The organism is Paenibacillus sp. JT31N17 (genome assembly GCF_056269255.1).
Map to the genome: position 1 here is coordinate 122,931 of NZ_JBWDNP010000013.1, position 22,673 is coordinate 145,603.

Here is a 22,673-nt window from a genome sequence, read left to right on the forward strand (position 1 = left end):
TGAAACCGCCGGATTCAGCTATAATGGACTCGAACAATGTCGAATTACAAGATTCATTGTAGAAATAAATGATGATATAGAGAGAGTGTTGGGAGACCGTGGAGAAAATAGTGGTGACAGGGTACGGGATTAAAGCTCCCGGTGCGTTGGATGTGCGGCAATTCAAGGGGATACTGGAATCAGGCATATGCACGCATGAGGTGGTCAAGGGGATAGGGCCGCATGGGACAGATCTCGTTTGCGGTATTGTACAAGGCGATTTCAAACAGATCAATGGCTTCAACTATAAGAATTATCCCCGGACAGCCCGTCTTGCGGTTGCTGCTGCCGAGGATGCCATGCTCATGTCAGGCATACATAAGAATAAAGAGGGTTTGCGCGTTTCGGTTATTATGGGGACTTCGGTTGGCGGTTTGTCAGAAATTGAGCAGTATGCGGTATTGAGCAACAACAGCCAATATGAGAGATTTCCGCTTTCAAGCGCCGGGGCCGGCAATCCTCACAGTCTATCATCGGCTGTAGCGGGCCACATTGGGGCGAACGGTCTGGTTTTTACGCTGAGCACGGGCTGCACGGCCGGGCTTGATGCGATTCTGATGGCGAAGCTGCTGCTGGAAGCCAACCAGACGGATGTATGTATAATCGGCGGGTCAGATGCCCCGGTTACAAGAGGGTGCGTATACAGCTTCTCGAAGATGGGCGCATTGGCCATGGAGCTGGACAAGGAACAGGCGGGAACCCCTTTTTCCCTGGATAGAGAGGGGTTTGTTCTGGCAGAGGGTGCGGGTGTCCTCGTACTGGAAAGGGAGAACGTCGCTTTGCGGCGGGATGCATATCTATACGGGGTGATAGACAATATATATACTAATAATGATGGACAATCCATATTCGCTTCCGACCTTACCGGACAAATGATGACCAAGGCGCTGCAGGCTGTGCTTGGCAGCCATGCGCCTACATATGTGAACAGTCAGGCGCTTGGCCTGAACGCCAACGACAGGGTGGAATACCTGGCCTATAACAATACCTTTGACGGCGATGTTCCGGTTACGACGATTAAAAGCATGTTTGGACATGCTTTTGGAGCAAGCGGCATTATGCAGGCCATTGCATCGCTTATTTCTATTGAGCATCAATTTATTCCGCCTACGATCAAATCGTCGCGGCAGGGCTTCACAGATTTGCCGATCGTTGCCGAGACCCGTTATCAGGTGATTAACCAGATTGCGGTTACTTCCCATGGTTATGGCGGGAACAACACCTGTCTGCTGCTGTCCAAATACGATAATTGACTTTTATTTAACGGATTTCATATAAATTCATCTATCGCGAGGGTATGATCTATGTTCTTTCTAATGCTAGTTTTTTCAATCGTGCCCTTGGGCCTTGGCCTCGCCATACAAACCTTGTTCGGCAGAAGCATCCTTTCCAAGAGCTTGTTTATTTTTATGGTCTTTATCGGCGTCTGGCAGCTGGATGTGGCCATATTGTTCGCGCATAATTATTTTCCCCTCGATTGGATTGATTTTCTGTTTCGCCTGTTTCGTTTCGGATCGATCATGCTTCCGCCATCTTTGCTCTATGTGACTTATGCCATTTACCGGAGTTTGGCCCACAGAGAGGTGTTATCCGGCAAATGGGCCTGGGTTATCAACAGGAAACTGATCATCGCGTTATCCGTATGGAGCATGATCGTTTATGCCGCGGGATGGACGCAGCAAGGCATCCAATCCTTGCACCTGGTTGAATCGCAGCATTACGCAAGCTTTCTGTTTCCCGTCTATGGATCATACAGCTGGATTTTTAATCTGAACGTTCCGCTTTTCTTCATCGTTATCGGATTCTGTTTTTTCCTCAGTCTGAAGGTCTCGAATTCCCATCGAAGATCCTTTCTGGTGCTGTTCAGCACAACTTCGATCGTGGCTTATTCCATTGGTACGCTTAACATGTCACAGCAAAGCGGCTTATACCCGAGCAGCATTGCGGTCCTGATTTTTGCCATTGCCGTCTTTATCGGCTTTTGCTTTATGCATGCCAATGTCGTCAAGGAAATGAACCGCGCGCTGATGAACCAGAGAGAATTTCTGCGCACCGTCATTGATACCAATCCAAGCTTTATCTATACCAAGAACGAAGAGGGAGCGTTGACGCTCGCCAATCTTTCGCTGGCCAATATGTATGGAGAGACGATTGACAATATTGTCGGCAGGAAAGAAACGGATTTCATTAAATACGAGGATGATGACCGCCACGGGGATGACGATGAGCTCGAACTGCTGGCAGCGGGAGAGGGCGTCTACAACCTGGAGCAGCTCATCGTCGATCACAAGGGCAGCCGCAGATGGGTGCAAACGGCGAAAATTCCAATTGTCCTATCGGATTCCCGCCAGCTGCTGTGCGTATCCACCGATATTACCGAGAGAAAAGAATATGAGCAGCGGATTATGGAGCTGGCCTATCACGATACGCTGACAGGACTGCCGAACAGAAGATCCTTCAATCAGATGCTGAATGATGCCCTTCACGTAATTCCTCACGGAATCGTCCTGATGTTTATCGATTTGGACCGGTTTAAAATCATCAACGATACGCTCGGCCACTCGGCTGGAGATCAATTCCTGACATTGGTTGCCCGGCGGCTGCAGGAGGTATTGGAAGGGAAGGGCGATGTGTTCCGCATCGGTGGCGACGAGTTTGTTGTGATGCTCACAGGCAGCACACAGCCCGAGGCGGTTCTGGCTGCGGAGAAAATCCTGTTTGCTTTCAGGGTCCCTTTCTCGTTGAAAGGGCAGGAGGTGCATTCAACCCCGAGTATCGGGATGAGTCTGTCCGCTGAGGGCAATTCGGATGCCGAAACTTTGATGAAGCAGGCAGATACGGCGATGCATCGGGCCAAGGAGCAGGGCAGGAACAAGTACCGCTTCTATAACAGCGAGATGGACCGGTCGTATTTGCGGAAAATGGTGCTGGAAAAGGAACTGCGCAGAGCTGTCCATAATGAGGAGTTGCTCCTCTACTACCAGCCGCAGATCGACCTGCAGACCCGCAAGCTGACAGGTGTCGAAGCGCTGCTTCGCTGGCATCATTCCGAGCTTGGGGAGATATCCCCTGTCGAATTCATTCCTCTGGCGGAAGAAACCGGGCTGATTGTTTCACTGGGCGAGTGGGTGCTCCGAAAAGCCTGCCGGCAGCTCAAGGAATGGGAGTTCAGCGGCTATAGCCCGGTCCGCGTGGCAGTCAATATTTCCTTGCGTCAATTTTATGAATCCAACCTGGTGGAATCCATCGCCGTCATTCTGAATGATACAGGCATCACTCCGCGCTGTCTGGATCTGGAGATTACCGAAAGTGTCGCCATGCACGATACGGATCTTGTGATAGAAAAGCTGAATCAACTGAAGAATTTAGGCTTGTCGGTGTCTATGGATGATTTCGGAACAGGCTATTCCTCGCTCAGTTATTTGAAGAAGCTGCCGATTGACAAGCTGAAGATCGACCGCTCTTTTCTCGTGGATGTGACCAGCGACAGGGATAATGCCGCAATCGTAACGACGATTATCGCGATGGCCAAGAACCTCGATCTGCGGGTCGTTGCAGAGGGGGTCGAGCATGAGGAGCAGCTTCAGTTTCTTGCCGACCAGGATTGTCATGAAGCGCAGGGATTTCTGTTCAGCCGTCCGGTTCCCGAGCAGGAGATCAGGAAGATGCTCCAGCCAAACAGTTGACAGCAGGCTGTCCGGCACGCATTGCCGGAACAGCCTTTTTTTGCTGGTTAATGAAATAGCAGTCGGGATATCATAATCAAGTAGTAATTCTTCAGAGGAGTGATTAACGATGAGTCAGGATTTTTTAGCAGCCTTGAAAAAACGCCGAACCTATTACGCCATCGGCAGCGACAGAATCGTCTCCGATGGGAGGATCCAGGAAATAGTGAGTGATGCTATCCTGCATACTCCTTCAGCGTTCAACTCGCAGAGTGCCAGAGTGGTTCTGCTGTTTGGCGCGCAGCATGAACGGCTATGGGATATAACGAAAGAGACCCTGCGCAAAATGGTCCCTGCCGAGAGCTTCCCGCAGACAGAAGAGAGAATCAACGGCTTCCGCAGCGGCTACGGCTCCGTGCTGTTCTACGAGGACCAGACCGTCGTAGGAAATCTGCAGCAGCAGTTTGCAACGTATAAGGACAAGTTCCCGGAATGGTCCAATCATTCCTCAGGGATGCTGCAGTTTGTGGTCTGGACCGCACTGGAGCTGGAAGGGCTGGGCGCATCTCTGCAGCATTACAATCCGATCATCGACGAAGAGGTCAAGCAAGCGTGGAACATCCCGTCAAGCTGGCTGATGATTGCCCAGATGCCTTTCGGCAAGCCGTTGGCGGAGCCTGGACAGAAGGAATTCCAACCGATTGAAGAGCGCTTGAAGGTTTTCAAATAAGCTTGCTCATGGCATTCAAGCCTGCCGGGAAGATGCTTCTGAAGCAGGGAATAACAGCGCCCTCCTATCCATGGGAGGGCGTTGTCAATTTCCATCCGCGTGTAAATTACATATTGAAATTCCCGATGGTTCTGCTAAGCTGGGTAAGTCAGGATGAAAGCGTTGTATCTGAGGAGGTTATTATTCATGTCCTACTTATCAGTGAGTACCTGGAGTCTGCATCGGCTTCTTGGTCCGCTCCGCTGGACCGGGTGGAACGAAGAGACGGGCAAGCATACGACAAATGAACAGACGCAGGATGAGATTCACACCCTTCTGGAGCTGCCTGCAGAAACCGCAAGGCGCGGTTATCAGGCCATCGAAGTTTGCCACTTTCATTTTCCATCGACAGAGCCTGCTTATTTGGAGCTGCTGAAGCAGTCTTTTCTGTCCGCTGGCGTATCCTTCGATACGCTTCTGCTGGATTATGGCAATTTGACAACGGAAGACGGAAAGCGGCTGGCTGCGGATATGGAGCTGTCCCGCAAGTGGATTGATATTGCGGCGCAGGCAGGGGCGAAGCAGATCCGGATTATTGCCGGTGAAGCCGATCCTGATAACGAGAAGGCACTGCGGCAGTCGGCATCCGCCCTTCAGGAGCTGGCTGCATACGGTTCATCGAAGGGTGTGCGTGTGGTCAGTGAAAATTTCAAGGCGCTGACCTCGACAGGCGGCAGCTGCAGGAAGCTTCTGGAGCTGACGGAGGACGCAATCGGATTTATTACGGATTTCGGCAACTTCAAGGCCCCTTGCAAATATGAAGAGTTTGAGCTTATTCTGCCGGCAAGCGTGTCCGTGCATGCCAAAGCGGATTATGACGAGCAAGGTCTGCCGGATGAAGAGGAGTTCCGTCTCTGTCTTGACCGTGTAAGTGCTTCCGGCTTCGACGGCGCGATGGTGCTGATCTATGATGGACCAGGCGATATGTGGGAAGGGCTGGAGAGGATCAAGCGGATCGTTCAGCCGTATTTGTAAAAAGCGCATAGATTCTTGTGGCGGCTCCTAGTGAGCTCTCCAGGATGGAGGGGAGGGCACTTTCCTTTTCCTGGAACTTGCAGCCTTGATCCGTGATTTTTAAAAAAAGGGCGCTATCGAAAGCGAATGCTTTCGATAGCGCCCTTGCTGTTTGCCGGGTTAAACCATTTTCAATACCGGTTTAACCGATACCCCTGTTTTTGTATCCTTAAAGGCCTGGTTGATATCTTTGAACTCATAGAATTTTACAAGCTTATCAAAAGGAAATCTTCCTTCTTTATAATATTCAATGAGTTGGGGGATAAATAATTGTGGAATGGAATCCCCTTCCCAGAGCGTAACAAAGGACTTGCCGAAAATAGCGGTGGGAGCTTGCGCCAGATCAGGCACTTTAACGACAAAGGCTGCGGTTCCCTTTACTCGGATCGCTTCTGCCGCCTGGATCCCGATTTCCGTCACACCCGTCGTATCGATGCTGTAGCTCGCGCCTCCGTTGGTGATGCGGCGAATCTCTGCTACGGCGTCAGCTTCGTTTCCGTTAATGACATGAGTGGCGCCGAGTTCTTTGGCCAGTTCAAGACGGCTCGGTATAATATCGACAGCGATAATCCTGGAGCAGCCGATAATCTTTGCTGCCATGACCGCACTGAGTCCGACGCTGCCTGCACCGAATATGGCAATGCTCTCGCCAAATTTAGGCTGCAGGGAATTGAATACTGTCCCGGCTCCGGTTTGAATGCCGCAGCCAAGCGGACCAAGCAGTGCAAGATCGATCTCTTTATCCACTTTAACGACACTCCGTTCATTCGCGATCGCATAGGTGGCAAAGGAAGATTGGCCGAAGAAATTTTTGACACCATGCTCGTGATGATGAAGCGGAGTTGTTCCGTCGGCCATTACGCCGCCGAAATTGAGCATCAAGAAGCTGCTGCAGTAGGCAGGCTTGCCGGACAGACAATATTCACAATTGCCGCATGAGGCAAAGGATAGGACAACATGATCGCCAGGGACGACGGAAGTGACATTGCTTCCTGCTTTCTCGACGATGCCTGATCCTTCATGACCCAGCACGACGGGATATTGAACAGGAATTTCGCCATCTCTGGAAGCGGCATCCGTATGGCATACACCGGACGCCACAATGCGAATCAGTACCTCGTTTGGTTTCGGATCGGCGAGCTCTAGCTCGTGCAATTCAAATGGACTGCCTTTTTCTGCCGTCATCGCTGCTGTAATTTTCATGGTAAAATGGCTCCTTCACTCCGAGTATAAATGGTTTCTGTCTATTTAACTTGTCCTGTATTTGCGGTACTCTCACTCCTTCTTCCGGGTCCTTCTCCTTATGGTCATTTTGCCGCAAATACATTTTAATTATAGAGAGGGTAAGAAGCCGCGTATTTGCAGCCCGCGGCCATCCTTTTGTAATTTTACGCCAAGGAGAGTTTGGATTATTATGTTTCAATGGACAAAAAGCAATGACCGGCTGAACCGTTATGCGGGGCTGCTGAAGGGACCGGCCATGACGTATTTGATCCATTATTGGGGAGTCATCCATGAATTGGCAGCCAATGCCGTACATAAGCATTCCTTCAACGAGATTTGTTATGTAAACGGCGGCAGGGGAGTGTATGAGGAAGAAGGACGAAGCTTTCCGTTATACGAGGGCGTGGTTATCAACTCGCGCCCGGAGGTCCTTCATCAGATCAGCGAGGTGGACGGCTTGGACCTGTTGTTCGTGGCATTCGAGCCCGATAAGCACCAGTCCGAAGCCGAAGCGTACGAGAGCTATACGAAATCGCTGCTTCAAGGAGCCGTCTGGACAGATTCGGCCGGGCAATCGCCAACCGCTCACCTCTGGAGGTCGCTGCTGGTGCCGGAAGAATGGGACAGACCGCTGTCCGTATCGCTCCTATCTCCGCTCGCCCACGCGCTTCTCGAATCATTTGGGGAGCTGATCGGAACAAAACGGAGCCTGGACGCGCCGCCGGCCTCGTCTAATGGTGCAGTGCTTGTCAAGCGGGCGAAGCTGTATATTCGTGATAATTTAAGCGGGCCATTGTCGCTGCCCGATGTCGCAGATTATTTGAACATCTCTCAGCGGCAGCTGTCGAGATTGTTCGCAGGCAGCATTCATGAATCATTCTCCTCCTTTGTTCGGATCGAACGGATACGTGCCATTGAGCATCTTCTCACTCACACGGATATGCCGATCAAAGAAATTGCCGAGCGGACAGGTTTTTCATCTGTCCACTATTTTACCCGTGTGTTTACCAAAGCCAAGGCGATTCCTCCGGCAGCCTTCCGTGAGGCCGGGCGGAAGAGCAAGTAGGACGTTCATCCCGTTTTCCCCGGATCGCAATGCAATTTTGCTCCAATATGCGGTTGTTGGCCAAAACAAAGTTCATCATTTGATTTAAAATGCCATTCAGATTTTATTGATTATATGTGTTATTATGTAACTTATGGTCCAATAAGAACACTAGGTATAACCAGACACCATAGTATTGAAAAAACAACCTTTAGGGCTTTTAAAAGGAGGGGTAGGATCTATGAAATCTCTTCCAGACATGTGCCGGATCAATCCGGTGCTGGAAGTATTGGTTGGAAAATGGAAAAGCACCATTTTACTCCATCTTTATTTTGAAGGGACCAAACGGTTCAGCGAGCTGCAAAAGGCCATTCCGGATATAACCAAGAAAATGCTGACCTCCCAGCTGCGGGAATTGGAGGACCAGGATGTTGTCAGGCGTGTCGTCTATCCCGTCGTGCCTCCCAAAGTCGAATATTCGCTTACAGACTACGGTTATACATTGGGTCCCATATTGAGATTAATGAATGAATGGGGAACCGCCCATGATATCAGAATGAGAAATAAACAAATGGAATTACAGACGGTTTCGGAATAGTAATCAGCCACAGCAACTTGCTGTGGCTGATTTTTTGTAAATAGCGGATCACAAGAAAGGCTGTGAGAATTTAGAACCTTGCTGCCAAATCCGCAGTTTCTTTTAATCCGCTGTCAATGATATCCTGAGCGCGGTCCTGATACTGCGCATGTCCTTCGATGACTACGGAATCGGGATTATGAATGCCCATAAGGCGGATGGCGGTTTTTATATAATTTAAAGCCATTTCCATAGAAGCCATGAATTCAAGCGAATAATCTCCGCCTCTTGCGGTGAGAAGCGCGACTTTTTTGTCGGCCGCCAGACCGATTGGACCTTCTGACGTATATTTGAACGTTTTCCCTGCTTGCATAATATAGGAAATATAGGTGACCAGCGGACCTGGCACTGTGTAATTCCAGAGAGGGAAAGCGATTATAATCTTGTCGGCTGCCATAAATTGCTCCAGATAAAAATTGGCAATATCGGCAGCTTTCTTCTCTTCCGGCGAAGTCTCAAGCCCTTGGCTGAGTTTATAAAGACCGCTCAGCGTCGTATTTCCGAAATAGGGAAGCTCGACGTTAAACAGATTAACCTCCGTTATACTGTCATTCGGGTGGCTCTTGCGGTAGCTATTCAAAAAAGTATCGTACATTCTGCTGCTGACTGCTTGATCCGACGGACGGTCGTTTGCTTTTACGAACAATATGTTTTCCATTACTTCTTGTTCCTCCCAAGTAAATATAGTTATGCTTCATGCGTCTTGACGTAAGGCGAATCCGCTCCCTGTCATTATGAAGATAAAGATTATTTTTGAGAAGAAGGCACATTAATGTAATCGGGTTACTTAAATGTGCCCTGCCGGTCAGCCAAGGACCAATCCTATTTGTGAAATGGTGAAATATTTTATTATATATATTACATATGTTATAATATGCCGAAGGTCTTTTTCAAAAAAGGGGAAAACGACATGAACGGATTTGAGAAGAGAGCCGAGCGTATTAAAGAGAAGATTATGATGAGTACCTTTGAAATGCTGAAAACATGGGAGCCCAAGCGGATAAGGATAGCGGATATCGCAAAGAAGGCGAATGTGTCGCAGGTTACGATTTATAATCATTTTGGAAGTAAAGACTTGCTGCTGCGGGAAGTATTCATGGATTATATCAACAAGTACACGGCGGAATTTGAAGCCTATATCACGGAGAAGCATTCCTTGAAAGAGATCGTACAGTACAGCATTATCCGCGGCAAAGAATCGTATAAGACGCTGCCCGTTGCCGTGATCAAGGAAATCATGATTGAGGACCATGAGATGAATCAATATTTTGAAACGGAATATAAAGAAAAAGTCCTGCCGCTTATTGTTCGTTTGATCAATGAGGGGAAAGAACGGGGAGAAATTTCAAGCAAAGTTTCGATTCCAACGATACTGTTTTATATCGATATGTTTTTTCGGCAATCCGAGCAATTGCTGGATTACGCCCGGCAGTATGGAAATATGGAACAATTCATAGAAGAAATGAATATTTTATTTTTCTACGGCATTTGCGGGAAAGACGAGTAAGGGCGCGGCTGCACCGAATTTCTATAATTGAAATGAAAATTTAGCAAGACAAAAATATTACCTTGCCTGATCCCGCCACTGCCCGGGAGAGAACCCCGTGCGTTTTTTAAACGTTTTGGAGAAATGGTGAATATCGGCAAAGCCGCAGTAGGAGGCTATTTCCTCCTGGGTTAACAGCGAGCTTTGCAGCAGCTCACGGGAATGCGTAATGCGCATCTCCAGCAGGTACTGGTGCGGGGAAACCCCATAGCGCTGCTTGAACAGCGCGCTGAACCGGGACGGAGAGAGATTGGCTCTGCCGGCCATGTCCTGGATGGAAAGTGGTTCGTTCAGATGCACCGAGAAATACGAAACGATCCAGCCGAACGGATCCTTGGCGCTGCGCATGCTGAAGCTGTTTTCCCGGTCATAGGCTTCCAATACGGCAATCATCAGCTCGGAGGCAAGCAGGTGGGCCTTCAGCTGCATCAGGGGATTATGCTGCTGCCACAGCTCGGTCAGCCGAATGATGGTTTCACTGAATTTTTTCGGATTTCCCACCGTAAGTCCCACCGGAATATGAACCCCGTATACCTGCTCCAGGCTGGGCTGCATCAACTCCTGGTATGCGCTCAGATCGAGCTGCCCCGGCCGGGTGGCGAAGCTTCGTTCACGCTCCGGATTATAAAACACATCCAGATGGGCATAGGGAGTGATGGTATCCGTAAGCCCCTCCAGCACAACAAGACTCCCAGGCTGAACGAGGCAAAATTGTCCGGCTTCAAAACGGTAGACCCGCCGGTCGACCGTTATTTGGCATATCCCTTCCTGGATATAAATAAGAAGATAATCAAGCAGCCTTCTCTCGGGGTAATCCCACGGCCGCCGAATGGCATATTCACTATTCCGGATATAAGGTACGAACGGGGGAGAGCTGCGCTGAACTTCACGGATATCCATACTACTGGCCCCTTTCCTCTGACGGTGTTCATTATCTAGAAGTATATCATAATGAAACTCAGATTTTCAGTTGTTTTTGACAAACATCCAATAAGGATTGACAATGACCATCCTCATGCAAATGAATATAATCGTCATATAACGAGATGATGATTCCGTATTCCATGAAGGAGGAATAAACAATGTCAGCCGATGAACAGATCACCCTGCTGCCTGCTTTGGATGAGCCGTATGAAATAACAGAAACACAGATCAAGAACTATCAGGAGAAAGGGCATGTCCTGCTGCGCGGCGTCGCTTCGGCCAGCGAGGTTGCGGCTTATGAACCGATAATCAGCCAGTGCGTCCAGCGTTTGAACAAACAGAACAAGCCGCTTGAAGAGCGGGACACTTATGGTAAGGCTTTCATCCAGATCGGCAACCTGTGGGAAAAAAGCGAGGCAGTGGCCAAATTTTCGTTGGCCCGGCGTTTCGCCAAGATCGCTGCCGATCTAATGGGCGTGGATGGCGTCCGGATGTATCATGATCAGGCCTTGTTCAAAGAACCTTACGGCGGCCATACCCCCTGGCATCAGGATCAGATCTACTGGCCGCTGGATACGGACAAGACGATCACGCTCTGGATGCCGCTTGTGCCGATTTCGGAGGAGGTAGGCTCCATGACTTTCGCGTCCGGATCGCACAGCCAAGGGTACATCAACCGGATGGTGATTTCCGACGAATCCCATAAGACGCTTGCACAGTATATCGATGGCAAAGGCTTTGAACAGTGGACGTACGGAGCAATGGCCCCGGGAGATGCCACATTCCACTCCGGCTGGACGGTGCACAGCGCACCGGGCAATCCAACGGATCATATGCGCAAGGTAATGACAATTATCTATATTGCGGACGGGCTGCGGATAGCCGAGCCGGAAAGCAGCGCCCACCGGAACGACATGGCTGCCTGGTTCCCCGGACTTGGACCGGGCGATCTCGCAGCGAGTCCGCTCAACCCGCTGCTGTACAGCCGCAGCAGCAACTGAAACCAGTCTAAATTTCTCTTAAAGAAACCTCCATCGCGGCTCTTTCTGCGATGGGGGTCGTTTCCAGTTTGCCGATGATATGATAATCTATTACCATGACGATAATAGAATCTTGCCTGCGAACAAACAAGCAAGGAGGAAACAATCAAATGATGAAATGGTTTAAAACGGCCGCCGCTGTCTCCTTGCTGTTGGCAGGCACAATGACAGCAAGCATGTCCGCATATGGCGCAGCTCCCGTACAGCCACAGGTATTTATTGACGGCAAGCTGCAGGAACAGCCCATTCTCCTGCAAGGCTACACGCTCGTTCAATTGATTGCCTTTAACGACCCCGAATGGGTGAGCTATTCGTACGATGCGTCCGCGAGGACAGTTGTCATCACCAATCCGAGCCAGAACATGACGGTCATGCTGCAGGAGGGGGTGACGGAAGCCAATGTCAATGGAACCCGCGTGAAGCTGGATGCGCCGGTTCAGATTATTTCCGGCCGCACTTATGTTCCGCTTCGTTTTCTCTCCGAGACTCTGGGCGGCACAGTGGATTACATCACGGCCACCAGACAGGCGATCGTCCGCACACCATCCGGAGAAGCCGACTACCGGAAGCTTATGACAGGCAGCCTCCCGGATGCCCGCAATATTGCCGCCAATCTCAGTCCAATCCCGCTGGAGAAAGGGCTAGCTCCCTTAGGGGAAGGATTCTCTGAGGATTATGTCTTTCCCCAGGGAGAAGCTCTTCGATTTACGAAGGAATACAAAGGCTTAATCAGCTATATTGAGATTAACGAACAGGGACTGGCCGAGGTGAAGTGGCAGAAGGATACCTGGTCGGCGAGCGGCAAGTATCGGGAATCCGGATCAAAACCGCCGGCATTTGGCGAGTCTACTTATTTTATGTATAATTTTTCAACACCGGCATTCATAAAATACGGTACGATCGGAAGCGATGGCAAGGTGAGCGATCTGCCTCCGTATGCGATTTCGGAGCAGCGCGGGAAGAGCAGAGAAATTTTTAATCCGGTTGAAGGCGAGCAGCGGACGGATAATCGGTAATGTCATTATCATTTTTTTCCCAAATAAAATAAAATCTTCAGTTGATTTTAGTTCCGCTTCGGATACATAATTGAAACGTATCTTGCTCTGATTGCGTAATAGGTAACATCAACGCAGAACATATTAAGGGAGGACTACAAAAAATGTCGATTTTTAAACGTCTGAGAGATTTAACTTTATCCAATGTGTATGCCATGATTGAGAAAGCCGAGGATCCGGTTAAACTGACTGACCAATATATTCGCGATATGCAGGAAGACCTGGAGGATGCGGAGAAAGCCGTCGCCGCTCAGATCGCGATCGAGAAGAGATTCAAGCAGCTGTATGAAGAGCAGGAAGCGCTCGTGAAGAAACGGCAAGAGCAGGCCCATACGGCAGCTCAGGCGCAGAATCTCGATCTTGCCCGCCGCGCTCTCGAAGAGAAGAAAGCGGCCGAGCAGAAAATGAATGAATACAAAACCAATTACGACCAGAATAAAGCGTCAGCCGACAATCTGCGCGATAAGCTTGCAGAGATGCGCAAGCAGCTGACGGATATGAAGAACAAGCGCGAAACGCTGGTTGCCCGCTACAACGCAGCGAAGGCACAAGCGGACATCAACAAATCGATGGCTGGCTTCAGCGCCGATACCGCAACTGCGGGAATGAAGCGGATGGAGGAGAAAATGCTCCAGATGGAAGCGCAGGCAGAAGCAAGCAACGAAATGAATAGCAAGGAAAAGTCGCTTGACGACGAGATCGAGGCGCTTGGCAAGGATAAAGCTGTCGAAGATGAGCTGGCAGCTCTGATGAAGCAGTACGAGAACAAGAACTAAACAAAAACGTACCTAAGAAGAACGTCCGCCGACGATGATCGCGCTCACCCGCTGATCTGACGTCCCCCAGACGTTTTTTCTTTGCACGAATGGATGCAGCAAAATTGATGATGGAGGATGTCCGATGACCTTACAAGAAGTAGTGGGCATGTTGGTGTGGACCGGAGCGGGAGCTGTGCTCCTGATTGTACTGATGACAGTGGATTCAATGTTCACGCGATACAAGGATATGGAAGAGATCAAGAAGGGCAATGTAGCGGTTACCACCAGATTCGTCATGAAGCTGCTGGCGCAAGCTTACATTCTGTCCCAGTCCATTGCAACCTCCAACCATTTGGGCGAAGCGCTGCTGGTTTCCGTGATCTCCTTTGTGATTCTGCTTGTACTTGAAACCCTGCTGGAGCTTGTCTTCCGCTCCATGTTCGGCCTGCACCTGGACAAAGGCACGAAGGAAGGCAAAATCGCCCACGCGCTGCTTGCCGGCTCCTTCCATGTTGCCGGTGCATTGATTATCGGGGCGTGCCTGTAACAACAGGGCCAATCCACATAATAAGGAGCGATGGCGATGGGCCTGTTTAAACGTATCAAGAATATAATGGCAAAGCCGGAGCCGCCAAAACCGGAGAAGACTATCCTCACCATTGGACCCGGTGATATTTGTGAAATATCGCTGGTCACCTATCAGGTCATTGGCCGTACCCAGAACAGACAGCGCAGATTGATTGTACTGACCCTGCAGGATGGGGCTGCCGTTTCCTATCTGACGATTGAAGAACGCGAGCAAACGGTATATGCCATTTATACGCCCATTGACGGCAGGCTGGATTCGGTGGATGAAGTCCCTACCGTCATCGAGCTGGACGAGAGGACCTATCATCTGGAGGAGCAGTATTCCGGGCTGATTACGGTTACGGGCAAGGCTCCTTTTGTGCAGGGCGGCGAGCAGTATGTATGGCAGTATCAATCCGACGATATGAAGCTGCTCCGGATCGAATGGCAGGATGGGCGGTTCATGATGTATGAGGGTGAAGATGTGCTTCCGGCCGACGTCCGCGTCCTCCGCGGAAGTTAGGGGGTTCAAGCAATGAGACGAAGGTTGTCATTCTACCTTAAGAATCTGCTCGCTATCAGTCTGATTGTTCCGCTTCTTGCGGCATGCGGCGTAACGAGCACGATTGAAGACCAATACCCGCTGGAATCAGTGAACGGCAGCGGATCCGCGACATCGTACATCTATCGGGCGGAAGGTCTCAGCGTTCCGGAAGTGGCCAAGGCTCTGGCGGATGAGAATAAACCGCAGCAGGTCTCGGACGAGAAGACTGACCATATGTTTCTCGTCTATTCCGATAAGATCATTCACCTGCAGCAGGATGTGAAAAAGCCCGAAGATACGTTGATTGAAGTCGATTCTAAAGAATATGTCCGCAACAATTACAGCTCCAGCTTCCTTCAGGGCTATATTGTGGCCAGCCTGCTTGGCGATCTGTTCGGAGGCAGCCGCGGGGGCTCTTATCGCGGATATACAGATGCGGATACGTATAAACCGAAGACAGGCAGCTACCATGCGCCTACCGCAAACGAGAAAAAAGCGATTCCGCCGATGACGGTGGACCGCAAGGGCTCTATTTTCAAAAGGGCCAAGGACGCCGACTCGAGCAAAGCCGGCAGCGGCAACAGCATTTTCAATAAATCGCCGCCCAAATCCGGCACGATTACGAGGGATTCGGGCAGCGGCGGCAAGAAATCAAGCTGGCTCACCCCGCGCAAATCATCCAAGCCCAAAACCCGCGTGGGCATGGGGAGGATTTCCAGGCGTAGGTAATGGTTAACCGAAATGGCAAAAGGACAGTTGGAGCCCGAATATGGGCTCCATTGTCCTTTTTATTTCGTGTATAGCTTTAATTTTCACATAAAAAGAACTTCCGGATTCGATCCTTATTGTTATATAGTTAGAAGAAAGATGGAAATTATGGCGGGTCGGCCGGATGGGATGCCGCCTCAGCAGCCAGCCATAATAAAGCAAAGACGCGATGAAACTGGGGGCGTGAGAAGAATGGCAGAGAAAAGCAAAGCAGTTGTGGAAGCCGTCCTGATTGCGGATGCACCATCCTCGTTCGTTACAAGAAGGATCGAGGAAATCCAGGTGGAGCTTGGCGGCATACCGGGCGACCGCCATTTCGGGCTGCTGCGCAAGGCTGATTCGCGGCAGAAAATCTATCCGCGTGGCCAGCTTATTGCCAACCGCCGTCAAATCAGTATCGTTTCTGTCGAGGAGTGCCGGCAGATCGCCCGCAACATGGGTTTGGCGGAGATCAGACCGGAATGGCTGGGCGCCAATTTGCTGCTTAAGGGTCTGGATCCCTTGACCACGCTGCCCTTGGGTGCCAGACTGGTATTCGCCTCCGGGGCGGGGTTGATTTGCGAAGGTGAAAATATGCCGTGCAAGGATCCTGGAGAGGTTATTGAATCGGAAATATATCCATCAGCGGTGGCCAAAAAATTTGTACCTGCGGCGAAGAGGCTCCGGGGCATCGTCTGCTCTGTCGAACGGGAAGGGGCCATTCGGATGAATGATGTCGTAACCATTATCTGGCCCCAGTCATGATAATGGACAATTATGGAATATACATAGGGAAGAAAACGGAAAATTTAATGCCGCTGTCCGCTTGACATACCCATGGGGGGTATTGTATATTGTAGAGGAAGAGGTGATCCGCTCATGGATGAGTCAGTCGAACTGCATGATAAGGAAAGCTGTGCAAGTGAAGGAGAGCGCAAGAGTCATCACTCAAACGCCATGAAGACCAATTTAATAACCCGTCTCAACCGGATTGAAGGCCAGATTCGCGGTGTTAAGGGACTTATTGAGAAAGACACCTATTGCGACGATGTTCTGAATCAAATCGCCGCCATTCAATCCGCACTCAACGGTGTAGGCAAGCTTCTTCTGGAAGGGCATATGAGGTCCTGTGTTGTGGAGCGCATTCAGGCTGGCGAGCATGAAGTCATTGATGAGCTGCTGATTACAGTCAAGAAGCTGATGAAATAAGAAGAAGCTGCGTTTCATCCTGCTTGCGGTGCTGCGCGTCTCTTCCCATTATAATATCCGGCGGACTAAGGCCGCCTATAGGAGGAATCATCATGGAGCATGTTCTGTTGAATGTAAAAGGAATGTCCTGTGGTCACTGTGTGAATTCTGTTGAAGGGGCCGTCAAAACATTAGGCGCTGCCGCCAAAGTGGATCTCGCCAAACAATCGGTCAGCATTGATTACGATGCATCGAAGATCTCGCTGGCTGCAATCAAGGAAGCGATAGAAGATCAAGGGTATGACGTAGTGTAAGGGTCCGGAGCCGCCGGATGGACGGCTCCTTTTTTATACGTATAAATATACCCTACTGGGGTACCATATAGAGAGAATGGGTGATGCATATGAGTACGGTGCCAGAGAAGGAATATGAACAGCAAACGACCCTGCAAATTTCCGGTATGACCTGCGCCGCATGCGCAAACCGGATCGAGAGGGGATTGAGCAGGCTCACGGGTGTATCGCAAGCCTCTGTAAATTTTGCTCTGGAACAAGCTTCCGTCCACTATGATCCGGAGCAGGTGGACAGAGAGCAGCTGGAGAATAAGATCCAGGCGCTTGGCTATGGCACGGTTCATGAGACCGTCGATCTGGCGATCGAAGGCATGACATGCGCGGCTTGCGCAGCCCGGATCGAGAAAGGCTTGAATAAGCTTGAGGGTGTTCAGCGGGCTGCTGTCAACCTTGCGCTGGAAACCGCAAGAGTGGAATATTCCTCCGCGGATGTGTCTGTTTCCGATATGGTCAGCCGCGTGGAGAAGCTGGGCTATAAAGCCAGACTGAAGTCTGAGGTTATGGATGCCGGAGAACGCCGCCGCCAGGAGATACGCAGGCAGAAGAGCAGACTGCTGGTGTCAGCTGTATTGTCACTGCCGCTGCTCTGGGCGATGGTTGCGCATTTCTCCTTTACCTCCTGGATCTGGCTTCCGGAATTGTTGATGAACCCCTGGTTCCAGCTTGTGCTGGCGGCTCCGGTCCAGTTTATAATCGGCGGACCTTTCTATATAGGGGCTTATAAAGCGTTGCGCAATGGCAGCGCGAATATGGATGTGCTTGTCGCACTGGGCACATCGGCGGCCTTTTTCTACAGTCTTTATCTGACTTTTCAGTCGATCGGCAGCCATCACCAGGTAGACATGTACTATGAGACAAGCTCGATCCTCATTACCCTGATTCTGCTGGGCAAGCTGTTCGAGTCCCTGGCCAAAGGGCGCTCCTCCGAAGCGATCAAGACGCTGATGGGCCTGCAGGCGAAGACCGCTTTGGTCATTCGTGACGGGAGAGAGCTGCATATTCCGATTGAAGAGGTCCTCATCGGAGATGTCGTGATTGTGAAACCGGGGGAGAAGGTGCCGGTTGACGGTGAAGTGCTTGAGGGAACCTCCGCTGTTGACGAGTCCATGCTGACCGGTGAAAGTCTGCCTGTCGATAAACATGCCGGAGAGTCTGTGTTCGGCGCCACGATCAACAGGAACGGGCTGCTGAAGATTAAGGCGACGAAAATCGGCAAGGACACCGCGCTTTCCCGGATTATCAAGGTAGTAGAGGAGGCGCAGGGCTCGAAAGCTCCGATCCAGCGCGTTGCCGATGTAATCTCCGGTATTTTCGTCCCGATTGTCGTGGGCATAGCCGTCGCTGCTCTATTGATCTGGTACTTCGGAATCGAGCCGGGCAATTTTGCCGGAGCGCTGGAGAAGGCGATTGCCGTTCTGGTCATTGCCTGCCCGTGCGCACTTGGTCTTGCGACACCGACCTCCATTATGGCGGGATCAGGACGCTCGGCAGAGCTTGGGATTCTGTTCAAGGGCGGCGAGCACCTGGAAGCTGCGCACAGGATCGATATGGTTGTGCTGGACAAAACGGGCACTGTAACCAAAGGGCAGCCTGAGCTGACAGACATTCAACTGGAAGCGCCATGGGACGAACAACAACTGCTTGGCTGGATAGGATCGGCTGAGCAGGGCTCGGAGCATCCGCTTGCTGCAGCCGTTGTCGAGGGAATTCAGCAGCAGGGAATTACGCTTGCCGGCGCGGAATCGTTCGAGGCTTTGCCGGGGTTTGGAATCCGGGCCAGAGTAGAAGGCCGGGAGCTGCTGATCGGGACACGCAAGCTGATGAAGGCGAACAACGTGACGGCGGATGCCGTGCAGACGGAGATGAACAGGCTCGAAGAACAGGGGAAAACCGCCATTCTGGCTGCTGTTGACGGTCAATATGCAGGCATGCTCGCCGTTGCGGATACCATCAAGGAAACATCCCGTCAGGCAGTCAGCCGTCTCCGGCAGGCTGGTCTTGATGTGATAATGATAACCGGAGACAACGAGCGTACTGCCCGAGCTATTGCCAGGGAAGCCGGAATCAGCCAGGTGCTCTCGGAAATACTGCCCGAGGGAAAAGCGGCTGAGGTGAAGAAGCTGCAGGCTGCGGGCCGAAAGGTTGCAATGGTGGGCGATGGCATTAATGACGCACCGGCTCTGGCGGAAGCGGATATCGGCATGGCGATCGGGACAGGTACGGATGTGGCCATGGAAGCAGCAGACGTGACGCTTATGCGGGGAGATTTGAACAGTATCCCGGATGCCATTGAAATGAGCAGGAAGACGATGCGCAATATCAGGCAGAACCTGTTCTGGGCGCTGGCTTATAATGTCATCGGCATTCCAATTGCGGCAAGCGGGTTCCTCGCCCCATGGCTGGCAGGCGCCGCGATGGCGCTCAGCTCGGTATCCGTCGTGCTGAACGCACTCCGCCTGCAGCGGGTCAAGTTGTAATTTACGGAGGTTAACGATGAGACGATTATTAATAGTAGCGCTGATTGCTGTGTTGAGTCTAGCGACTGCATGCTCCGGATCCAAGCATGATGAGGCGCCTCTTGCCGCTGAGAAGCAAGAAAATGCCGAGATGCATCAAATGAATCATAATGGTAATGATGGTTCAGGACACTCGGCCCCCGGTACATCCCATATTCAGACGGAGGCAGTCTGGAGGCTGTCGGACGAGAAGCCTCAGGCGGGGAAGACCACAGTGATAACTGTACAAATTAACAATGAGAAGGGCAAGCCTGTCGCGGAATTTGATTTGAATCACGAGAAGCAGATGCATCTGATCATCGTCAGCAGGGATCTCGCGTATTTCGATCATATCCATCCGATATATAACGGGAATGGACAATTTCAAGTGGAGACGGATTTTCCTGCGGGGGGCGACTACAAGCTGATTGCGGATTACGTGCCGACTGGCGGTTCTGCAGTGAACAACAGCACCTGGATTTCCGTGCTTGGGTCGGCGGGTGAAGCCAAACCGATCGAACCCGATAAAAGTCTGGTCAAGGCAGTTAATGGCGTAGAGGTGACACTGTCTTACGGCCATCTGATGGCTGGCATGGATTTGGAGCTTAATTTTCACATGACCGATGCCAATACGCGTGAACCGGTTACCGATCTTGAGCCTTATCTGGGCGCTGTAGGTCATGTCGTAATCCTAAGCGCAGATGCGGAGCAATATCTCCATGTGCACCCGACGGATGAGAAAGCCAAGGGACCGGATGCAGCCTTCATGACCCGTTTTCCGGAAAGCGGAATTTACAAGGTTTGGGGCCAGTTCCAGCGGGAAGGAAAAACGTTTGTGGTGCCTTTCGTCATCGATGTTCCTTGACGTGTCAGATGGAGAGACCAGTAAGTCATCAGCAGTCAGCTTTACAATAATAAATAGTGATGCAGCAGGAGGCGCCGTTCATGCGGCGCTTTTTTGTTGATTGTTCGCAAGGAGCGCCACTTATGGCGCCCTCTTCTCGCGTTCTGCCCGATTTTAAGAAAAAGATAAGAACTTCAGCATGTGAAAAGCCTTTCCGGAGTTGGTATAATGAAACGTACTTATGAAAGGACGTCATACAAAGTGAACATTAAAACGCTGCTTCTGGTCGACGATGAACCCGAAATCATCAAGCTGATGCAGATTTATCTGCAGCAGGAAAGCTACCGTCTTCTTATTGCCGCAAGCGGAGAGGAAGCGCTGGCTATCATAAGGCGGGAGTCCGTGGATCTGATTGTACTGGATATCATGATGCCGGGAATGAATGGAATCGACACCTGCCTGAAAATTCGCGAGCTGGGCGAAATGCCTATTATTTTCCTGTCGGCCAAAGGTCAGGAAATGGATAAAATTACCGGACTCAGCGTAGGAGCGGACGATTATGTCACCAAGCCCTTCAGTCCGCTGGAGCTGATCGCGAGAATCAAGAGCCAGCTGCGCCGGTACAATAAATATACTTCTCCCCAGACAAGCGGCGATATCATGGTCATTGATGGTCTTGTCATCCATTCGGCTGCGCATGAAATAACGGTGGAGGGAGTTCCCGTCAAGCTGACTCCACGGGAGTTTGCGATTGTTGAGCTGCTTGCCCGCAATCGCGGAATCGTCTTCAGCATCGAGAATATTTATGAGAAGGTTTGGAAGGATGCTTTTTTTGAAGCGAATAATACCGTTATGGTCCATATCCGCAAAATCCGCGAGAAAATCGAAACCGATCCCCGCAAGCCCCGTTACATCAAGACCATATGGGGAGTGGGCTATAAGATCGATAATCAATAGTTTGCGAGTCCGTTAAGCCGAAAGGAATCTGTTTCTGATGAAACCCCGATTATTCCGAACATTTCTGTGGAAGTTTCTGCTTGCCTTTCTGGCCAGCCTGCTTGCCTTGGGCTTCGTGCTGACGCTCGGTTATTTTCTGGCCGCCCAGCTCATCCGCTTCAATCCTTCCTCCTCCTTTCCGCTTACCTCGCTGCTGCGCTGGATCATTAACACGGTCGGATCGGTCACGGTCATGTCGGTGACGGGATGTGTCTTGTTTCTCCTGTTCTTCTTTATCTTTTCACGAAACATAATCCGCTACCTCGAGCTGATCACCTCCGGATTGCAGCAGATTGCCGGAGGCGATTTGTCGCATCGCATTCCGGTCACTTCCTCCGACGAGCTGGGACAGGTTGCCCGGACGGTCAATGAGATGACGGTGCGGCTGAGCCAGGCGCAGGCAGAGGAACGAGCCGCCGTCCAGGCGCGGAATGATCTGATCACCGGCGTCTCCCATGATTTGCGGACTCCGCTTACTTCCGTACTCGGCTTTCTGGGGTATATCGAGCAGGATCGATACAGGGACGAGCTGGAGCTTCGCCAGTATGTGAGCATTGCCTATGAGAAATCGCTTGTCCTGGAGAAGCTGATTGATGATCTATTTGACTATACGCGTGTGACCAGCAGCGATCTTCCGCTAAAATTGGAGCAAATCGATCTGGTTCCTTTCCTCCGGCAGCTGGCGGATGAATCGGTGCCCGCGCTGGAGGCGGCAGGCATGATCTGCCGGGTTCACGCGCCTCCTGCACCGCTTATCGTGGAGGGAGATGGCGAATTAATGCTGCGTCTGTTCGAGAATCTGATGACCAACGCGATCCGGTATGGCCGGGATGGACGGTACCTGGACATTGAACTGACAGAGGAGCGGGGACTGACGTCGGTCATTTTCCGCAATTACGGCGAACCCATACCGGTGAGCCATCTGCCGCATCTTTTTGAACGCTTTTACCGTGTGGAGGCTTCCCGTTCCAAAAAAACCGGCGGAAGCGGGCTGGGCCTGGCCATTGCGAAAAGCATCGTGGAGCTGCATGGCGGCATGATTACAGCGAGCAGCGACAAGCGCAAAACCGAATTCAAAATTCTGCTGACCAGCATGCAAGCGGCATTGCGGTAATCCGGGATTTAGTGAGCCGGAGGCGGCTTCAGGCAAAAACGCCTTTTTTGTTTGCAATTGGACTGGGACTGCCGGTATTCCTCCAATTTGAGCATTGGACAAAAGGGCG

At 51.0% G+C, this 22,673-nt stretch carries 23 protein-coding genes; 20 read left to right on the forward strand and 3 right to left on the reverse strand.

Going from position 1 to position 22,673, the window contains the following annotated elements:
• The first annotated feature begins 98 nt into the window (after nt 1-98).
• The 4 genes from AC0YOB_RS29200 to AC0YOB_RS29215 all read left to right on the forward strand — a co-directional run bounded on the left by AC0YOB_RS29200 (nt 99) and on the right by AC0YOB_RS29215 (nt 5,448).
• Nucleotides 99-1,292, forward strand: coding sequence for a beta-ketoacyl-[acyl-carrier-protein] synthase family protein (locus tag AC0YOB_RS29200; protein ID WP_475795783.1), 1,194 nt, complete (start codon nt 99-101; stop codon nt 1,290-1,292).
• Between the two features lie 51 nt (nt 1,293-1,343).
• Entirely contained in the window at nt 1,344-3,725 is a 2,382-nt protein-coding gene (locus AC0YOB_RS29205; RefSeq protein WP_475795784.1) for an EAL domain-containing protein, read from the forward strand.
• A 109-nt stretch (nt 3,726-3,834) separates the two neighbouring features.
• Nucleotides 3,835-4,434 (forward strand): nitroreductase family protein, encoded by a 600-nt coding sequence (locus tag AC0YOB_RS29210; RefSeq protein WP_475795785.1) that lies wholly within the window; start codon nt 3,835-3,837, stop codon nt 4,432-4,434.
• 186 nt (nt 4,435-4,620) lie between these two features.
• A complete protein-coding gene (locus AC0YOB_RS29215; RefSeq protein WP_475795786.1) occupies nt 4,621-5,448 on the forward strand; it encodes a sugar phosphate isomerase/epimerase family protein in 828 nt (275 codons plus the stop codon).
• 159 nt (nt 5,449-5,607) lie between these two features.
• Here the strand turns inward: AC0YOB_RS29215 and AC0YOB_RS29220 are convergent, their stop codons facing one another.
• Nucleotides 5,608-6,690 carry an NAD(P)-dependent alcohol dehydrogenase gene (locus AC0YOB_RS29220; protein WP_475795787.1) on the reverse strand — a complete coding sequence of 361 codons (1,083 nt, stop codon included), beginning with the start codon at nt 6,688-6,690 and terminating at the stop codon, nt 5,608-5,610.
• A 211-nt stretch (nt 6,691-6,901) separates the two neighbouring features.
• Here AC0YOB_RS29220 and AC0YOB_RS29225 point away from each other — a divergent pair, with 211 nt between their 5' ends.
• Nucleotides 6,902-7,777 (forward strand): AraC family transcriptional regulator, encoded by an 876-nt coding sequence (locus AC0YOB_RS29225; protein WP_475795788.1) that lies wholly within the window; start codon nt 6,902-6,904, stop codon nt 7,775-7,777.
• A 220-nt stretch (nt 7,778-7,997) separates the two neighbouring features.
• Entirely contained in the window at nt 7,998-8,354 is a 357-nt protein-coding gene (locus tag AC0YOB_RS29230) for a winged helix-turn-helix transcriptional regulator (protein ID WP_475795789.1), read from the forward strand.
• Between the two features lie 70 nt (nt 8,355-8,424).
• On the opposite strand, the gene AC0YOB_RS29235 is transcribed toward AC0YOB_RS29230, so the two are convergent.
• On the reverse strand, nt 8,425-9,051 hold the full coding sequence (locus AC0YOB_RS29235; RefSeq protein ID WP_475795790.1) for an FMN-dependent NADH-azoreductase: 627 nt from the start codon (nt 9,049-9,051) through the stop codon (nt 8,425-8,427).
• A 252-nt stretch (nt 9,052-9,303) separates the two neighbouring features.
• Here AC0YOB_RS29235 and AC0YOB_RS29240 point away from each other — a divergent pair, with 252 nt between their 5' ends.
• The gene (locus AC0YOB_RS29240; RefSeq protein WP_475771483.1) at nt 9,304-9,900 is read left to right on the forward strand and encodes a TetR/AcrR family transcriptional regulator; all 597 of its coding nucleotides are present in this window, start codon (nt 9,304-9,306) and stop codon (nt 9,898-9,900) included.
• Between the two features lie 57 nt (nt 9,901-9,957).
• Here the strand turns inward: AC0YOB_RS29240 and AC0YOB_RS29245 are convergent, their stop codons facing one another.
• A complete protein-coding gene (locus tag AC0YOB_RS29245; RefSeq protein WP_475795791.1) occupies nt 9,958-10,839 on the reverse strand; it encodes a helix-turn-helix domain-containing protein in 882 nt (293 codons plus the stop codon).
• Between the two features lie 182 nt (nt 10,840-11,021).
• Between AC0YOB_RS29245 and AC0YOB_RS29250 the strand changes: the two genes are divergently transcribed.
• From AC0YOB_RS29250 to AC0YOB_RS29310, 13 genes are all read left to right on the forward strand, one after another.
• The gene (locus AC0YOB_RS29250; RefSeq protein ID WP_210039921.1) at nt 11,022-11,864 is read left to right on the forward strand and encodes a phytanoyl-CoA dioxygenase family protein; all 843 of its coding nucleotides are present in this window, start codon (nt 11,022-11,024) and stop codon (nt 11,862-11,864) included.
• Nucleotides 11,865-12,013: 149 nt separating this feature from the next.
• Nucleotides 12,014-12,919, forward strand: a complete 906-nt coding sequence (locus AC0YOB_RS29255; RefSeq protein ID WP_475795792.1) for a copper amine oxidase N-terminal domain-containing protein — start codon at nt 12,014-12,016, stop codon at nt 12,917-12,919.
• A gap of 143 nt (nt 12,920-13,062) precedes the next feature.
• Nucleotides 13,063-13,734 (forward strand): PspA/IM30 family protein, encoded by a 672-nt coding sequence (locus AC0YOB_RS29260; RefSeq protein ID WP_475771479.1) that lies wholly within the window; start codon nt 13,063-13,065, stop codon nt 13,732-13,734.
• Between the two features lie 124 nt (nt 13,735-13,858).
• The gene (locus AC0YOB_RS29265) at nt 13,859-14,263 is read left to right on the forward strand and encodes a DUF350 domain-containing protein (protein WP_475795793.1); all 405 of its coding nucleotides are present in this window, start codon (nt 13,859-13,861) and stop codon (nt 14,261-14,263) included.
• A gap of 36 nt (nt 14,264-14,299) precedes the next feature.
• Entirely contained in the window at nt 14,300-14,806 is a 507-nt protein-coding gene (locus tag AC0YOB_RS29270; RefSeq protein WP_210039925.1) for a DUF4178 domain-containing protein, read from the forward strand.
• A 12-nt stretch (nt 14,807-14,818) separates the two neighbouring features.
• Complete coding sequence (locus tag AC0YOB_RS29275; protein ID WP_475795794.1) at nt 14,819-15,556, forward strand: DUF4247 domain-containing protein; 738 nt, start codon at nt 14,819-14,821, stop codon at nt 15,554-15,556.
• Between the two features lie 231 nt (nt 15,557-15,787).
• The gene (locus AC0YOB_RS29280; protein ID WP_475795795.1) at nt 15,788-16,339 is read left to right on the forward strand and encodes an MOSC domain-containing protein; all 552 of its coding nucleotides are present in this window, start codon (nt 15,788-15,790) and stop codon (nt 16,337-16,339) included.
• A gap of 114 nt (nt 16,340-16,453) precedes the next feature.
• On the forward strand, nt 16,454-16,783 hold the full coding sequence (locus AC0YOB_RS29285; protein ID WP_210039928.1) for a metal-sensitive transcriptional regulator: 330 nt from the start codon (nt 16,454-16,456) through the stop codon (nt 16,781-16,783).
• A gap of 92 nt (nt 16,784-16,875) precedes the next feature.
• Nucleotides 16,876-17,076, forward strand: a complete 201-nt coding sequence (locus tag AC0YOB_RS29290) for a copper ion binding protein (RefSeq protein WP_210039929.1) — start codon at nt 16,876-16,878, stop codon at nt 17,074-17,076.
• Nucleotides 17,077-17,165: 89 nt separating this feature from the next.
• Nucleotides 17,166-19,592, forward strand: coding sequence for a heavy metal translocating P-type ATPase (locus AC0YOB_RS29295; RefSeq protein ID WP_475795796.1), 2,427 nt, complete (start codon nt 17,166-17,168; stop codon nt 19,590-19,592).
• Nucleotides 19,593-19,608: 16 nt separating this feature from the next.
• A complete protein-coding gene (locus tag AC0YOB_RS29300) occupies nt 19,609-20,475 on the forward strand; it encodes a hypothetical protein (RefSeq protein WP_475795797.1) in 867 nt (288 codons plus the stop codon).
• Between the two features lie 207 nt (nt 20,476-20,682).
• Nucleotides 20,683-21,411: a response regulator transcription factor gene (locus AC0YOB_RS29305; RefSeq protein WP_475795798.1), complete on the forward strand. Its 729-nt coding sequence runs from the start codon at nt 20,683-20,685 to the stop codon at nt 21,409-21,411.
• A gap of 37 nt (nt 21,412-21,448) precedes the next feature.
• Nucleotides 21,449-22,564, forward strand: coding sequence for a sensor histidine kinase (locus AC0YOB_RS29310; protein ID WP_475795799.1), 1,116 nt, complete (start codon nt 21,449-21,451; stop codon nt 22,562-22,564).
• Nucleotides 22,565-22,673 lie beyond the last annotated feature (109 nt).

What these genes read in the sequence shown, in the direction of transcription:
- AC0YOB_RS29205 (WP_475795784.1), top strand. Translation starts at nt 1,344, where the DNA reads ATGTTCTTTCTAATGCTAGTTTTTTCAATCGTGCCCTTGGGCCTTGGC.
- AC0YOB_RS29210 (WP_475795785.1), top strand. Translation starts at nt 3,835, where the DNA reads ATGAGTCAGGATTTTTTAGCAGCCTTGAAAAAACGCCGAACCTATTAC.
- AC0YOB_RS29215 (WP_475795786.1), top strand. Translation starts at nt 4,621, where the DNA reads ATGTCCTACTTATCAGTGAGTACCTGGAGTCTGCATCGGCTTCTTGGT.
- AC0YOB_RS29220 (WP_475795787.1), bottom strand. Translation starts at nt 6,690, where the DNA reads ATGAAAATTACAGCAGCGATGACGGCAGAAAAAGGCAGTCCATTTGAA.
- AC0YOB_RS29225 (WP_475795788.1), top strand. Translation starts at nt 6,902, where the DNA reads ATGTTTCAATGGACAAAAAGCAATGACCGGCTGAACCGTTATGCGGGG.
- AC0YOB_RS29230 (WP_475795789.1), top strand. Translation starts at nt 7,998, where the DNA reads ATGAAATCTCTTCCAGACATGTGCCGGATCAATCCGGTGCTGGAAGTA.
- AC0YOB_RS29235 (WP_475795790.1), bottom strand. Translation starts at nt 9,051, where the DNA reads ATGGAAAACATATTGTTCGTAAAAGCAAACGACCGTCCGTCGGATCAA.
- AC0YOB_RS29240 (WP_475771483.1), top strand. Translation starts at nt 9,304, where the DNA reads ATGAACGGATTTGAGAAGAGAGCCGAGCGTATTAAAGAGAAGATTATG.
- AC0YOB_RS29245 (WP_475795791.1), bottom strand. Translation starts at nt 10,839, where the DNA reads ATGGATATCCGTGAAGTTCAGCGCAGCTCTCCCCCGTTCGTACCTTAT.
- AC0YOB_RS29250 (WP_210039921.1), top strand. Translation starts at nt 11,022, where the DNA reads ATGTCAGCCGATGAACAGATCACCCTGCTGCCTGCTTTGGATGAGCCG.
- AC0YOB_RS29255 (WP_475795792.1), top strand. Translation starts at nt 12,014, where the DNA reads ATGATGAAATGGTTTAAAACGGCCGCCGCTGTCTCCTTGCTGTTGGCA.
- AC0YOB_RS29260 (WP_475771479.1), top strand. Translation starts at nt 13,063, where the DNA reads ATGTCGATTTTTAAACGTCTGAGAGATTTAACTTTATCCAATGTGTAT.
- AC0YOB_RS29265 (WP_475795793.1), top strand. Translation starts at nt 13,859, where the DNA reads ATGACCTTACAAGAAGTAGTGGGCATGTTGGTGTGGACCGGAGCGGGA.
- AC0YOB_RS29270 (WP_210039925.1), top strand. Translation starts at nt 14,300, where the DNA reads ATGGGCCTGTTTAAACGTATCAAGAATATAATGGCAAAGCCGGAGCCG.
- AC0YOB_RS29275 (WP_475795794.1), top strand. Translation starts at nt 14,819, where the DNA reads ATGAGACGAAGGTTGTCATTCTACCTTAAGAATCTGCTCGCTATCAGT.
- AC0YOB_RS29280 (WP_475795795.1), top strand. Translation starts at nt 15,788, where the DNA reads ATGGCAGAGAAAAGCAAAGCAGTTGTGGAAGCCGTCCTGATTGCGGAT.
- AC0YOB_RS29285 (WP_210039928.1), top strand. Translation starts at nt 16,454, where the DNA reads ATGGATGAGTCAGTCGAACTGCATGATAAGGAAAGCTGTGCAAGTGAA.
- AC0YOB_RS29290 (WP_210039929.1), top strand. Translation starts at nt 16,876, where the DNA reads ATGGAGCATGTTCTGTTGAATGTAAAAGGAATGTCCTGTGGTCACTGT.
- AC0YOB_RS29295 (WP_475795796.1), top strand. Translation starts at nt 17,166, where the DNA reads ATGAGTACGGTGCCAGAGAAGGAATATGAACAGCAAACGACCCTGCAA.
- AC0YOB_RS29300 (WP_475795797.1), top strand. Translation starts at nt 19,609, where the DNA reads ATGAGACGATTATTAATAGTAGCGCTGATTGCTGTGTTGAGTCTAGCG.
- AC0YOB_RS29305 (WP_475795798.1), top strand. Translation starts at nt 20,683, where the DNA reads ATGAAACGTACTTATGAAAGGACGTCATACAAAGTGAACATTAAAACG.
- AC0YOB_RS29310 (WP_475795799.1), top strand. Translation starts at nt 21,449, where the DNA reads ATGAAACCCCGATTATTCCGAACATTTCTGTGGAAGTTTCTGCTTGCC.